The organism is Pseudomonas sp. B21-040 (assembly GCF_024748695.1).
Classification (GTDB): domain Bacteria; phylum Pseudomonadota; class Gammaproteobacteria; order Pseudomonadales; family Pseudomonadaceae; genus Aquipseudomonas.
Genome location: NZ_CP087176.1, coordinates 592,212 through 605,941 on the forward strand (window position 1 = coordinate 592,212; position 13,730 = coordinate 605,941).

Sequence of the window (13,730 nt, forward strand, 5' to 3'; positions counted from 1 at the left end):
CGAGCTTTCCATGCCTGACCTGCTTGATCGCTACCCGCTGACAACGGGCACTTACCACGAACTGCTCGACGACAGCGGCGCCGTGCGCCCGCACTGGCGTCGGCTGCTCGACCAATTGCAACGCAGCACGCCTTCGCAATTGGTGCAGCGTCAGGCCTTGTTGACCCGCCAGATCCAGGAAAACGGCGTGACCTACAACGTCTACGCCGACCCCAAGGGCGCAGACCGGCCGTGGGAACTGGATCTGCTGCCACATGTGATCGCAGCGGATGAGTGGCGGCAGTTATCGGCGGGTATCGCCCAGCGGGCGCGTTTGCTCAATGCGGTGCTGGCGGACCTCTATGGCCCGCAGCGTTTGATTGCCGAAGGACTGCTGCCAGCGGAACTGGTGTTCGGACATAACAATTTCCTCTGGCCCTGTCAGGGCATTACGCCCCCGGATGGGGCGTTTTTGCATCTTTACGCAGTGGATCTGGCGCGCACACCCGATGGTCGCTGGTGGGTCACGGCGGACCGCACTCAAGCCCCGTCCGGCGCCGGTTATGCCCTGGAAAACCGCACCATCGTGTCCCGGGCCTTTCCCGAGTTGTACCGCGATTTGAAAGTGCAGCATCTGGCCGGGTTCTTCCGCACGCTTCAGGAAACGCTCGCCAGGCAGGCACCGAGTGATAACGACGCGCCGCTGATCGTGTTGCTCACGCCAGGGCGGTTCAACGAAAGTTATTTCGAACACCTTTATCTGGCGCGTCAGCTCGGTTATCCGTTGGTGGAGGGCGGCGACCTGACGGTGCGTGATGCCACGGTTTATCTGAAAACCCTGAGCGGCTTGCGCCGGGTTCACGCGATCATGCGCCGGCTCGACGATGACTTCTGCGACCCGCTGGAATTGCGCACTGATTCCGCACTGGGTGTACCGGGATTGCTCGAAGCCGTGCGGCAGGGACGGGTTTTGGTGGCCAACGCACTCGGCAGCGGCGTGCTGGAGTCGCCGGGACTGTTGGGCTTTCTACCGAAGATCAATCAATTCCTGTTCGGCGAAGAACTGATCCTGCCGTCCATCGCCACCTGGTGGTGCGGCGAGGCGCCGGTACTGGCCCAGGCGTTGGAAAAACTGTCGGAGTTGATGATCAAACCGGCCTTCCCGTCGCAAAGCTTCGCACCTGTATTTGGCGGCGATTTGAGTGAAAAACAGCGCGAAGCCCTGGCCGAACGCATGCAGGCACGTCCTTATGCCTATGTCGCGCAAGAAATGGCGCAGTTGTCCCAGGCGCCTGTCTGGCAAGCGGAGGACGGTCAATTGCAACCGCGAGCCATCGGCATGCGTGTTTACGCAGTGGCCAGCCGTGACGGCTACCGGGTTTTACCCGGCGGTCTGACCCGGGTTGCTGCCGAAGCGGATGCTGAAGTGGTGTCAATGCAGCGCGGTGGTGCGAGCAAGGACACGTGGGTATTGGGTGATCGTCCTCCCAGCGGCGAGCAATGGAAAACCCAACGCACCATTGGCGTCCATGATCTGGTGCGGCGAGACCCGTATCTGCCGTCGCGCGTGGTGGAAAACCTGTTCTGGTTTGGCCGCTATTGCGAACGTTGCGATGACAGTGCGCGACTGCTGCGGATCATGCTCGCACGCTACGTGGACGGCGATGATCCGCAAGCCTTGCAGGCGGCCGTTGACCTCGGTGAGCGGCTGAACCTGTTGCCCGATGAGGGCGAACTGCCGGAACGCCTGTTGGCGGCGTTGCTCGGTGAAGACTGGCCCTTCAGCCTGCGCTCCAATCTGCAACGCTTGCAGTGGGCCGCCTCGCAAGTGCGCGGCAAACTCTCGCGGGAAAACTGGCAGGCGCTGGTGGAGTTGCAGCGTGAGGCCATGGAGCTGGAAACCCGTGAGCCCGATTTCGGTGAGCTGCTGGATTTCCTCAATCGCCTGGTGATGTCGCTGGCAGCGCTTTCAGGTTTCGCGCTGGACGACATGACCCGGGACGAAGGCTGGCGTTTCCTGATGATCGGTCGGCGGATCGAGCGGTTGCAGTTTCTCAGTGGCAGCCTGGCGGCGTTTCTGCGCGGTGCCGGGGCTTTCGATCAGGCGGGCCTGGAATGGTTGTTGGAGTTGGGCAACAGCAGCATCACCTACCGTTCGCGGTACCTGGCGGTGGCGCAACTGCTGCCGGTGCTCGATCTGTTGCTGCTCGATGAGCAAAACCCTCACGCCGTGCTGTTCCAGTTGAAGCTGGTGACTCGAACCTTGAAACGTTTGAATGACGACTTTGGTGCCCCTCGTGAAGAAGGGTTGCCGCTGTTGGTGGAGCGACTGGCGCGGTTTGATCTGGGGTGTCTGGAGAATTCGTTGTTTGGCGAAACCAGTGTTCGTGCCGCGCTCGATGGTCTGGCCGATTTGCTGCAAGAAATCGCCGATGCCAGTGGTCAAGTGTCGGATCGCCTGGCGTTGCGCCATTTCGCCCATGTAGATGATGTCAGCCAGCGCACGGTGTCCGTCTGATGAGTGCCCATTACCAGATTTTCCACGACACCCATTATCACTACGACAGCCCGGTGTCGCTGGCCCAGCAGCTCGCGCATCTATGGCCGAGACCCTGTGCCTGGCAGCGCTGCACCGCCCAACAATTGCAGATCAGTCCTGACCCGACCGCGCGCCGGGATGAGCTGGATGTGTTTGGCAATCCGCTGACCCGGTTGGCGTTTGAGCGCCCGCATGATGAGTTGCTGGTCAATGCCAGTCTCACGGTCGAAGTCCTGGCCCGGCCAACGCTGGATTTCACTCAGTCACCCGCCTGGGAAGTTACCCGCGACGCGCTGACTTACAGCAGTCAGCCAATGTCGTCTGACCTGCTTGAAGCGTGCCGTTATCGATTCGAATCACCCTACGTGCATTTGAAGCGCAATTTCGTCGAGTTTTCCGAGAGCTGCTTTCCGGTTGGCCGACCACTGTTGCTGGGTGTACAGGCGCTGATGGAGAAAATATTCAGCGAATTCACTTTCGACGCCGAAGCGACCCAAGTGGCGACGCCGTTGGTGGAAGTGCTGGAGCGCCGGCGTGGCGTCTGTCAGGATTTCGCCCACCTGATGCTGGCGTGCGTGCGCTCCCGTGGGTTGGCCGCTCGCTACATCAGCGGTTATCTGCTGACACAACCGCCACCGGGCCAGCCTCGGCTGATCGGCGCCGATGCGTCGCATGCCTGGATCTCGGTGTTTTGCCCGGTACTGGGTTGGGTCGATTTTGACCCGACCAACAACATACAACCGGCGCTCGAACACATCACCTTGGCATGGGGCCGGGATTTCTCTGATGTTTCGCCGTTGCGTGGGGTGATTCTGGGCGGCGGCAATCATGACCCGGAAGTCCGCGTCACCGTGATGCCATTGGAGTAACAAAGATCCATAGATGTAGGAGCGGGCTTGCTCGCGAAGACGGAGTGTCAGTCGTTACTTATGTAGCTGATACACCGCCTTCGCGAGCAAGTCGGATCGCCGCATCGCCGCTCCCACAGGGAATATGCAGTGTTTTTTGGAGGGCATTTCAGAGGGGGACTGTGAGGGTCAGCAAAGTAACTGCTGACCCTGGACACAGATCCGGTGGGCCCGATCAGATCATCCGGCCCTGAGGGTCTCAGGCGTCGGGCGCCTGATCTTTCGGTGCTTCAGTTTCGTCTGTAGCCACGTCGCCTTCGGCATCGGGGTTCAGTGCTGCGGCGTCTTCTTCAGCTGTAGCTTTCTTGCGCTGAAGCTTTTCCTCTTTCTTCTGCTCCTTGGCCAAGTCTCTCTGACGTTTGGCGAAGGAATAATTAGGTTTAGCCATGGGCGATCCTCTGGGGTCGAAGGTGAGGTTGAGCGGCGCATATTCTGCCCTGTATCGGTGCCAAGCCGTTAGCTGGGTTTTTGATCGGTCCATTTTGGCGGGACCGACGGTTGCCAGGCGTCCAGTGCGTCGAGCAGGGTTTGCGGCGATTCGCTCGTTTGCAGCATGTCACGGTGTGGTGCGCGAACGAAGCCTTCGCCGACGATATGATCAAGAAAACCGGTCAATTTGCTGTAGAAACCGTTCACTTCGAGCAACCCCAACGGCTTGCCGTGGTAGCCGAGCTGGCCCCAGGTCCAGACTTCGAACAGTTCCTCCAGCGTGCCGAGACCGCCGGGCAGGGCGATAAACGCGTCGCTGAGTTCGGCCATCCGCGCCTTTCGCGCGTGCATGCCGTCGACCACTTCCAGGCGCGTCAGGCCGCTGTGGCCGATTTCCTTGTCCTTGAGGCTTTGCGGGATGATCCCGATCACTTCGCCGCCGGCCGCCAATGCCGCATCGGCGACAATCCCCATCAAGCCGACGGCACCGCCGCCATACACTAGGGTCAGCTTGCGCTCAGCCAATGCTCGCCCCAGGGCGGCAGCCGCTTCACGATAAGCCGGGTTGGTGCCGGTGCTGGCGCCGCAAAATACACAAACAGACTTCAAAGACATGTTTTTCTCCATGGTCAGGATGGCCACAGAGTAAAGGCAGGCACGCAGCGTTCCAAGGTCTAAACTTCGCGTTTGGGAGTTTCGTAGGTACCGCTGGCGCCACAGGCATATGCGGCGAGCAAACTGCACAACAGGCTATTGAAGGACATGACCGGCGCTCCAGATGAGTGATGACGGCCTGATGATAGGGCCGTACCAGACACTTGGCTGGTAGATTGTGTCGATAGGTGTCATAGCCTGAAAGTTGTATACAATTTATGATTCAGGTCATAGGAACTTGCGAAGATTTCAGGCAGTCTTCTGTCCATTCGCACTTTTGTTAACCCTGCCTTGGAGATTCACCATGTTTGCCAAACTTGTTGCGGTATCCCTGCTGACACTGGCCAGTAGTCAATTGATGGCTGCAGAATGCAAAGTCACCGTCGACTCCACTGATCAGATGTCCTTCGACAAGAAGGCCATTGAGATCGACAAGAGCTGCAAAACGTTCACTGTCGAACTGACTCACTCCGGCAGCCTGCCGAAGAACGTCATGGGCCATAACTGGGTGCTGAGCAAAGAAGCAGATATGCAGACGATTGCCAGCGCTGGCCTGGCCGCTGGTATCGACAAGAACTATCTGCCGGAAGGTGATGCACGCATCATCGCCCACACCAAAATCATCGGTGCCGGCGAAACGGACTCGGTGACCTTCGACGTGTCGAAGCTGGCCGCTGGCGAAGCCTATGGCTTCTTCTGCTCGTTCCCGGGCCATATCGCGATGATGAAAGGCACTGTGACGCTGAAGTAATCCGGCGCTCTGGAACCTTGGATTTTAAAACTAAGGTTCCAGAGATCTGAACGTACCGAGGTCGAGTTCGAATCCGATCGAAGGTATGCGGGCTCTTTCCTCGTTCCTGTCTAAAAAATGTTTTTGATTCGCATGCTCGAGTGGATGGCCGACAGCATTTTCTCCGGGTGGCAGGCAATCGCTCATCTGGCTGGCTTCCGGGGTCGGCATCGTTTGCCATGAGCAACGTATCGTCTCGCTCCTCAACGAAAAGAAATCGGGAAGTAGAGTATTGCCTGAGGCTGGCGTCTGCGTCTGCGCGAGGGTTGCTACAGGGCAGCAAGCGAGGGTCAGCGCGGCAGCAATGTGTCGGATGACGTTCGGTAGGAGGGCCATTCTGGAGTCCGGAGAGTAGGCGGAAATGGACTCTGTGCTGGTGCCTTCTTTTGATCAATGGGCATCCATTGATTTGGGAAAAGCCCTACGTCGTTTTAAGGTCTTTCGTTCTATTCGTCTTGTTACTTTGAAAAACGTTGAGATCATTCAGCGCAGAGAGCGAGCGATCCAAAGAAAAGCGTCCACTTGGGACGCTTTTTTTGTGTCCTGCATTTGGCCGTGTCATCGGCCATCGCGGGCAAACCCGCGATGGCGTCTCCTGCCCCCCAAATATCAAGGTGCAAACGGCATCACGCGCTTGTGGTGAGTCTTTTTGTACGTGTCGCAGATGATCTTGAACGCTTCCTCACGCACCGGCTCTCCGTGCAGGAATGCGTCGATTTCGGCGTAGGTCACGCCGTGCGACGCTTCGTCCGGTTTGCCCGGCGAGAGGTCTTCCAGATCGGCTGTCGGGATTTTTTCCACCAGCGATTCCGGTGCGCCGAAACTGCGGGCGATATTGCGGACCTGATTTTTAACCAGGCCGCTGAGTGGCGCCAGGTCGCAGGCGCCATCGCCGAACTTGGTGAAAAAACCCATCACGGCTTCTGCTGCGTGGTCGGTGCCGATCACCAGGCCGTGGGCTGCGCCCGCGATGGTGTACTGAGCGACCATGCGCATCCGCGCCTTGGTGTTGCCGAGCACGAAATCCACCGAGACCGCGTGCTTGCCTTCGAAGGCGGCGACTTCGTTGGCCAGCGATTTGACCGCGGGGCCGATGTTCACGGTGTGGCGCTCGTCCGGGGCAATGAAATCCACTGAGGCCTGAGCGTCATGTTCATCGAACTGAGTCTCGTACGGCAGGCGCACGGCGATGAATTTGTAGCCCTTGTCGCCGGTGCGCTCACGCAATTCACGCATGGCTCGTTGGGCCAACAGGCCGGCGGTCAGGGAATCGACGCCACCGCTGATGCCCAGCACCAGGGTCTTGAGACCGGAATTGACCAGGCAATCCTGAATGAAACTGACCCGCCGGGCGACTTCTGCCTCAAGGGCGGCCTCGTCGGCAAATGGCGGTTGAACCTTGAGCTGCTCAGCAATCTCACGCTGTACGGCTTGCATGAATTCACTCCTTGCTTGATGTGCTGGATAGGGCGGCAGGTACTTTGAACACGTGTCGCAAATAGGCGACAAAATTCGGGTCTTTGCAGTGAGTCTTGCCAGGCTCATCGGAAATTTTCGCGACGGGCTGGCCGTTGCAGGCTGCCATTTTAAGCACGATGCTCATGGGTTCGACACCTGGAATATCACACGTCAGGTTAGTGCCGATCCCAAAGCTGACATGGATCCGACCACGCAGCGCGCGGAATATCTCCAGCGCCTTGGGCAGTGTCAGGCTGTCGGAGAATGTCAGCGTCTTGCTCATCGGGTCGATGCCGAGCTTGTGATAATGGGCGATGGCTTTTTCGGCCCATAGCACCGGATCACCCGAGTCGTGGCGTAGGCCATCGAAGAGCTTGGCGAAAAACAGATCGAAGTCGCCGAGGAAGGCATCCATGGTGATGCAATCGGTCAGGGCGATACCTAGCAGGCCGCGGTACTCGCGTACCCAGCAATCGAGCGCGGCAATCTGGCTGTCGATCAGTCGTGGGCCGAGTTGTTGATGGGCCATGATCCACTCGTGGGCCATAGTGCCCAGCGGTTTCATGTCCAGCTCCCTGGACAGGTGCACGTTGCTGGTACCGACGAAGCGTCCGGGGAAATCGTGCTTGAGCACGTTCACCACTTCCTCCTGCACGCGGTATGAAAAGCGACGGCGCGTGCCGAAATCGGCGACCTGCAACTCGGACAATTCGTCACTGCTGGCGTTGGCGGTCAGCCAGTCGAACTTGCGATAGAGTTGTTCGCGTGCCTGTTCCAGGACTATTTCCCGGTAGCGATAGCGGTTGCGCACTTCGCTGACAATCGCCAGCAGCGGCACTTCGAACAGGATTACGTGCAACCACGGCCCGCGCAGACGGATGAACAGTTCGTCGTTTTCAATGCCGGTGTGGATGTAACGCAGGTTGAAGCGAAACAATCCGAGAAACCGCAGGAAATCCGGTTTCAGGAAGCTGATTCGCTCCAGAAAACTCAATTGATCAGGGCTCAGGCTCAACTCGGCCAGGCGCTCGATCTGAAAACGGATCTCCGCCAGGTACGGGCGCAAATCTTCACTGTTGCGGCAACGAAACTCCCATTCGACTTCGACGTTCGGGTAGTTGTGCAGCACGGCCTGCATCATCGTCAGTTTGTAGAAGTCGGTGTCGAGCAGGTTCTGCACGATGCGATCGCCAAACACGCTCTCGCTCATAACGGGGTTCTCCGCATTGAATGGGGATAGTGGCGCATATCGGTGGTGGGTATTGCCAGCAATTTCTGTGTCAGTCGGGGGAGGTGGGGTTGTCGACTTGCTCCAGCATCCATTTCACAAAATCGCGCACCTTGGGCACTTCTGCCGAATGCTCGGGATACGCCAGGTAATAGGCATCCGTGCTGGGCATTGCATGCTGCCAGGGAATGACCAGTTTGCCGTCGGCCAATTCCTCTTCCACCAGAAACCGTGGCAACAGTGCCACGCCGCAGCCGACTTGCGCTGCACGGATGCACATATAAAAGGTTTCAAAACGCGGGCCGTGGTAGCTGTGCTCGGTGTGGTAGCCCTGACTGTCGAACCAGTCGTGCCACGCCTGGGGGCGGGAGGCGTTTTGCAGCAGGACCAGGTCGGTGAGTTGCGTCGGATCGGTGAACGGCGTGTCCGGCAGGCTGCCCGGTGCGCAGACCGGCACCAGTTCCTCGCCAAACAGCTTCAGGCATTCAGTGCCGGGCCGTGAACCCTGGCCGAAGTAAAACGCCAGGTCGCTGCGACCTTGCAGCAAATCGTCGGCTTCCTGCTCGCTGCACAGGTCCAGATGGATCGACGGATGGCGCAGGCGCCAGCCTTTCAGGCGTGGGACCAGCCAGCGCGCACCGAAGGTCGGTGGGGTGGAGACGCGCAAGACTTCGGTTTCACCGCCGTAGGAGCGCAGGTAATGGGTCGACATTTCGACCTGGGTGAGGATTTTTCGTACTTCCACCAGGTACAAATCACCGGCCGGGGTCATTTGCAGGCGTCGGCGCACACGACGGAACAACAAGTGCTGCAACAACTCTTCGAGTTGCGCGACCTGTTTACTGACGGCGCTCTGGGTCAGGTTCAGCTCTTCGGCGGCGCGTGTGAAGCTCAAATGCCGGGTCACGGCCTCGAAACACTGCAGTGCTGTGATCGACGGCAGGTAGCGTTTATTCAGCATGGGTAGTCCTTTTTCTTGTTTCTTACTGACCAGCAATTCGCAGCATGAATAAACGGAATGATATCTCTCTTAAAGGTCGTTTGTTGGGTAGCCTTCGGGAAGCTAAAACTACAGGTCTGATCAGCCGTGATTATTTCGGCTGCACCCTTTGTGTTTTTCGCTTGAGGAGTGACCCATGGTTGCCGCATTGCTTGATCGTCTTGGTGTGAACCCGGCCCTGTACCAGAACGGCAAAGTGCCGGTGCATTCGCCGATTGATGGCAGCCGGATTGCCGCCGTGAACTGGGAAGGCGCCGCTGAAGTCGAGCAGCACATCAGTCGTGCCGATCATGCGTTCGAATTGTGGCGCAAGGTCCCGGCGCCGCGCCGTGGCGAACTGGTGCGCCAACTGGGCGACATTCTGCGTGAATATAAGGCTGACCTCGGTGAGTTGGTCTCCTGGGAAGCTGGCAAGATTACTCAGGAAGGCCTGGGTGAAGTTCAGGAAATGATCGACATCTGCGATTTCGCGGTCGGTCTGTCCCGTCAGTTGTACGGTTTGACTATTGCGTCCGAGCGTCCTGGCCACCACATGCGCGAAACCTGGCACCCGCTGGGCGTCGTCGGCGTGATCAGTGCGTTCAACTTCCCGGTCGCGGTCTGGGCCTGGAACACCACGCTGGCGCTGGTCTGCGGCAACCCGGTGATCTGGAAACCTTCGGAAAAAACCCCGCTGACCGCGCTGGCCTGCCAGGCGCTGTTCGATCGCGTACTGAAAAATTTCAGCGACGCGCCACCCCACTTGAGCCAAGTGATCATTGGCGGTCGTGATGCCGGCGAAGCGCTGGTTGATGACCCGCGTGTCGCGCTGATCAGCGCCACCGGCAGCACCCGCATGGGCCGCGAAGTGGCGCCGAAAATTGCCGCGCGTTTTGCTCGCAGCATTCTGGAACTGGGCGGCAACAACGCGATGATCCTCGGCCCAAGCGCCGACCTGGACATGGCCGTTCGCGCCATCCTGTTCAGCGCCGTCGGTACCGCCGGTCAGCGTTGCACCACCCTGCGTCGTTTGATCGCGCACGAATCGGTGAAGGAAGAGATCGTCACTCGCCTCAAGGCGGCGTACTCCAAAGTGCGCATCGGCCATCCACTGGAAGGCAATCTGATCGGCCCGTTGATCGATAAACACAGCTTCGACAGCATGCAGGACGCGCTGGAGCAGGCCTTGAGCGAAGGCGGCCGTGTGTTTGGCGGCAAGCGCCAACTGGAAGACAAATTCCCGAATGCCTACTACGTTGCACCGGCCATTGTTGAAATGCCGGAGCAAAGTGACGTCGTGTGCCATGAAACCTTTGCACCGATTCTGTACGTGATCGGTTACAACGATTTCAACGAAGCCTTGCGCTTGAACAATGCCGTGCCACAGGGCCTGTCGTCCTGCATCTTCACCACCGACGTGCGTGAAGCCGAGCAATTCATGTCGGCGGTGGGCAGCGATTGCGGGATTGCCAACGTCAACATCGGCCCGAGCGGCGCAGAAATCGGTGGCGCGTTTGGTGGCGAAAAAGAAACTGGCGGTGGTCGTGAGTCGGGCTCCGACGCATGGCGCGGCTACATGCGCCGTCAGACCAACACTGTGAACTACTCGCTGGAGTTGCCGTTGGCGCAGGGCATCACGTTCGACTAAGCGCAGCTTTTGAGCTCATGTTGATCGTTCCCACGCTCTGCGTGGGAATGCCTCAATGGACACTCTGCGTCCGCTCTTGGGACGCGGAGCGTCCCGGGCTGCATTCCCACGCCGAGCGTGGGAACGATCGGGTTGGTTAGGTTTCTGTTGGAGTCTGGCAATGCCGTTACGCGAAGAGTGTCTGTGGGAAAAACTGACGCCGCAAAGGCCCGACAACGCGGCGCTCAAGGGTGAAGTAACAGTCGATGTCTGCGTCATCGGTGCCGGTTTCACCGGTCTGTCGGCGGCGGTGCATCTGCTGGAACAAGGTAAATCGGTTTGTGTGCTGGAAGCGCATCGCGTTGGCCACGGTGGCTCGGGGCGCAATGTCGGCCTGGTCAACGCTGGCATGTGGATTCCACCGGACGACATCGAAGCCGGGTTCGGCGAAGCGGTGGGCAGTCAGCTCAATCGCATGCTTGGCGCGGCACCTGCCCTGGTGTTCAGCCTTGTGGACAAATACAACATCGATTGCCAGTTACGCCGCGAAGGCACGCTGCACATGGCGCACAACGCCCGTGGCGAAGCGGATTTGCGCAGTCGTGAAGAACAATGGAAACGTCGCGGGGCGCCCGTCGAACTATTGACGGGCCAAGCCTGCGAGCAGGCGACGGGCACTAAAAAAATCGCTGCCGCACTGCTTGATCGCCGTGCTGGCACCCTCAACCCGATGGCCTACACCACCGGACTGGCCAAGGCGGCCATCGGCCTCGGTGGCCAATTGTTCGACCATTCTCCGGTCACCCGGTTAGAACGTCAGGGCCAGCGTTGGTCGGTGCAAACCGCCCAGGGTTCGGTTATGGCCGAGAAAGTCGTAATCGCCTCCAACGCCTACACCGAAGGCGACTGGACCGAACTGCGGCGCAATTTCTTTCCCGGTTACTACTATCAAGTGGCCTCGGTCCCGCTGACCGAAGACGCCGCGCAACAGATTCTGCCCGGCGGCCAGGGCTCCTGGGACACCCGCCAGGTACTCAGCAGCATTCGTCGTGACAAAGACGGGCGCCTGTTGCTCGGCAGCCTCGGCAATGGCAACCAGAAACCCGCCTGGTTCCTGAAAGCCTGGGCCGATCGTGTTCAGCAACACTATTTTCCCTACCTTAAACCGGTGGAGTGGGAATGCACCTGGACCGGTTGCATCGCCTTCACGCCGGATCATTTGATGCGCCTGTTCGAGCCGGCGCCCGGTTTAGTGGCAGTCACCGGTTACAACGGTCGGGGCGTGACGACAGGTACGGTCGTCGGCAAAGCCTTTGCCGATTACTTGTGTAACGGAAATCCTCACGCTTTGCCGATTCCCTTCGCGCCCATGCAGCCATTGGCCGGGGTCGGATTGCGCAGTTGTCTATACGAGGCGGGGTTCTCGCTGTATCACGCAGGCCAGTGCTTGCGGATCGTTATCTGATTGTTGAAATTTGTTGCTGAAAGCGGCGCTTTTCGGCTTTGCGTCTAGCCTGTAATGGTGCGGGTTGTAGCAGTCCCGCACCAGCAGTGTGCACTTCGGTGACGCACGTTGTTACAGGCTGGTTGCACGTCGTTTGACGCCGCGGTTGCAATGATGGCGCATGCGGGTTGCGCCTTTAAAAATAAATGGTTTCACCTTCCGCGGTTTAGACGGTTGCACGCCCAATGAAAATGGGAACAAAACAGTCGTAAAAACAATAATGCAGCGACTTTTTTCAGAATAAAAAACCGATGGCACGGCCCTTGCTCTGAGCATTCAGTGAAGTCGCAGTGCCAACTAAAAAAAAACCTTGGAGCACCACCTCATGTCCCAGACGTTTTACAAGAAAGGCTTTCTGGCCCTCGCAGTGGCAGCTGCGTTGGGTGTTTCTGCGTTTGCTCAAGCTGATGTGAAAATCGGTGTGGCGGGCCCGATGACAGGCGCCAACGCGGCATTTGGCGAGCAGTACATGAAGGGTGCACAGGCTGCAGCCGACGCGGTCAACGCGGCGGGCGGCGTTAACGGGGAAAAAATCGTGCTGGTCAAGGGCGATGACGCCTGCGAACCGAAACAGGCTGTGACGGTCGCCAAGGACCTGACCAACCAGAAGGTCGCTGGCGTGGTCGGTCACTTCTGCTCCTCGTCGACTATCCCGGCCTCCGAGATTTACGACGAAGCGGGCATCATCGTAATGACTCCAGGTTCCACCAACCCGGCCGTTACCGAGCGCGGCCTGAGCGCCATGTTCCGTATGTGCGGGCGTGACGATCAGCAAGGCATCGTGGCCGGCGACTACATCGTCGACGTGCTCAAGGGCAAGAAAGTTGCTGTCATCCACGACAAAGACACCTACGGCCAAGGTCTGGCTGATGCCACCAAGGCTCAGTTGGTCAAGCGTGGCGTGACTCCGGTCATCTACGAAGGCCTGACCCGCGGCGAAAAAGACTTCAGCGCCCTGGTCACCAAAATTCGCGCTGCTGGCGCCGACGTCGTCTACTTCGGCGGTCTGCACCCTGAAGCCGGTCCATTGGTTAAACAACTGCGTACCGAAGGCCTGAAAGACGTGAAATTCATGTCCGATGACGGCATCGTGACCGACGAACTGGTGACCACCGCTGGTGGCGCGCAGTATGTCGATGGCGTGCTGATGACCTTCGGCGCCGACCCACGCCTGCTGCCAGACAGCAAGACCGTGGTAGATGCATTCCGCAAGGCCGGCACCGAGCCTGAAGGCTACACCCTCTACGCTTACGCAACGGTCCAGGCCCTGGCCGCTGGCTTCAATGGCGCCAAGTCCAACAAGGGCGAAGACGCCGCTGCTTGGCTGAAAAAGAACCCGGTCAAAACCGTGATGGGCGAGAAGACCTGGGACGCCAAAGGCGACCTGAAAGTCTCCGACTACGTGGTTTACCAGTGGGACAAGGACGGCAAATACCATCAGCTGGAAAAACAGAAGTAAGGGCTGACCCAATCGGCTGACCCCACAGTTTCCCTGTAGGCGCGAGCCCGCTCGCGATGACGGACTGACAGGCAACACATTTGTTGAATGTTAAACCGTCATCGCGAGCAGGCTCGCTCCTACAGGGAGCGGTGGTGTCGGCTGATCGTGGCTGACATTGCTCCGACGTAAATCTG

At 58.8% G+C, this 13,730-nt stretch carries 11 protein-coding genes; 6 read left to right on the forward strand and 5 right to left on the reverse strand.

Translation table 11 applies throughout. The features are described 5' to 3' along the window. Positions 1 to 10 precede the first annotated feature (10 nt). Both LOY55_RS02630 and LOY55_RS02635 read left to right on the forward strand, forming a co-directional pair. Positions 11 to 2,497: a circularly permuted type 2 ATP-grasp protein gene (locus LOY55_RS02630; protein ID WP_077432376.1), complete on the forward strand. Its 2,487-nt coding sequence runs from the start codon at positions 11 to 13 to the stop codon at positions 2,495 to 2,497. Then, positions 2,497 to 3,387, forward strand: a complete 891-nt coding sequence (locus tag LOY55_RS02635; RefSeq protein WP_046028428.1) for a transglutaminase family protein — start codon at positions 2,497 to 2,499, stop codon at positions 3,385 to 3,387. The genes LOY55_RS02630 and LOY55_RS02635 overlap by 1 nt, the downstream gene beginning before the upstream one ends. A 238-nt stretch (positions 3,388 to 3,625) precedes the next feature. Here LOY55_RS02635 and LOY55_RS02640 read toward each other — a convergent pair whose 3' ends face one another. Beyond that, entirely contained in the window at positions 3,626 to 3,814 is a 189-nt protein-coding gene (locus tag LOY55_RS02640; RefSeq protein WP_046028429.1) for a hypothetical protein, read from the reverse strand. A gap of 68 nt (positions 3,815 to 3,882) precedes the next feature. Further along, positions 3,883 to 4,470 carry a TIGR00730 family Rossman fold protein gene (locus LOY55_RS02645; RefSeq protein ID WP_109785448.1) on the reverse strand — a complete coding sequence of 196 codons (588 nt, stop codon included), beginning with the start codon at positions 4,468 to 4,470 and terminating at the stop codon, positions 3,883 to 3,885. Positions 4,471 to 4,813: 343 nt separating this feature from the next. Here LOY55_RS02645 and azu point away from each other — a divergent pair, with 343 nt between their 5' ends. Continuing rightward, positions 4,814 to 5,260 carry an azurin gene (gene azu / locus LOY55_RS02650; RefSeq protein ID WP_109785449.1) on the forward strand — a complete coding sequence of 149 codons (447 nt, stop codon included), beginning with the start codon at positions 4,814 to 4,816 and terminating at the stop codon, positions 5,258 to 5,260. Positions 5,261 to 5,908: 648 nt separating this feature from the next. Here azu and nadE read toward each other — a convergent pair. The 3 genes from nadE to LOY55_RS02665 all read right to left on the reverse strand — a co-directional run bounded on the left by nadE (position 5,909) and on the right by LOY55_RS02665 (position 8,946). Continuing rightward, positions 5,909 to 6,736 carry an ammonia-dependent NAD(+) synthetase gene (gene nadE, locus LOY55_RS02655; RefSeq protein WP_077432378.1) on the reverse strand — a complete coding sequence of 276 codons (828 nt, stop codon included), beginning with the start codon at positions 6,734 to 6,736 and terminating at the stop codon, positions 5,909 to 5,911. 4 nt (positions 6,737 to 6,740) lie between these two features. Next, positions 6,741 to 7,967: a nicotinate phosphoribosyltransferase gene (gene pncB, locus LOY55_RS02660; RefSeq protein WP_046028433.1), complete on the reverse strand. Its 1,227-nt coding sequence runs from the start codon at positions 7,965 to 7,967 to the stop codon at positions 6,741 to 6,743. A gap of 70 nt (positions 7,968 to 8,037) precedes the next feature. Continuing rightward, positions 8,038 to 8,946, reverse strand: coding sequence for a LysR family transcriptional regulator (locus LOY55_RS02665; RefSeq protein WP_109785451.1), 909 nt, complete (start codon positions 8,944 to 8,946; stop codon positions 8,038 to 8,040). A gap of 175 nt (positions 8,947 to 9,121) precedes the next feature. Here LOY55_RS02665 and LOY55_RS02670 point away from each other — a divergent pair, with 175 nt between their 5' ends. The 3 genes from LOY55_RS02670 to LOY55_RS02680 all read left to right on the forward strand — a co-directional run bounded on the left by LOY55_RS02670 (position 9,122) and on the right by LOY55_RS02680 (position 13,554). After that, positions 9,122 to 10,612: an aldehyde dehydrogenase family protein gene (locus LOY55_RS02670; protein ID WP_223525409.1), complete on the forward strand. Its 1,491-nt coding sequence runs from the start codon at positions 9,122 to 9,124 to the stop codon at positions 10,610 to 10,612. 160 nt (positions 10,613 to 10,772) lie between these two features. After that, positions 10,773 to 12,056, forward strand: coding sequence for an FAD-binding oxidoreductase (locus LOY55_RS02675; RefSeq protein ID WP_223525408.1), 1,284 nt, complete (start codon positions 10,773 to 10,775; stop codon positions 12,054 to 12,056). A 364-nt stretch (positions 12,057 to 12,420) separates the two neighbouring features. After that, complete coding sequence (locus LOY55_RS02680; protein ID WP_109785453.1) at positions 12,421 to 13,554, forward strand: branched-chain amino acid ABC transporter substrate-binding protein; 1,134 nt, start codon at positions 12,421 to 12,423, stop codon at positions 13,552 to 13,554. Positions 13,555 to 13,730: the final 176 nt, after the last annotated feature.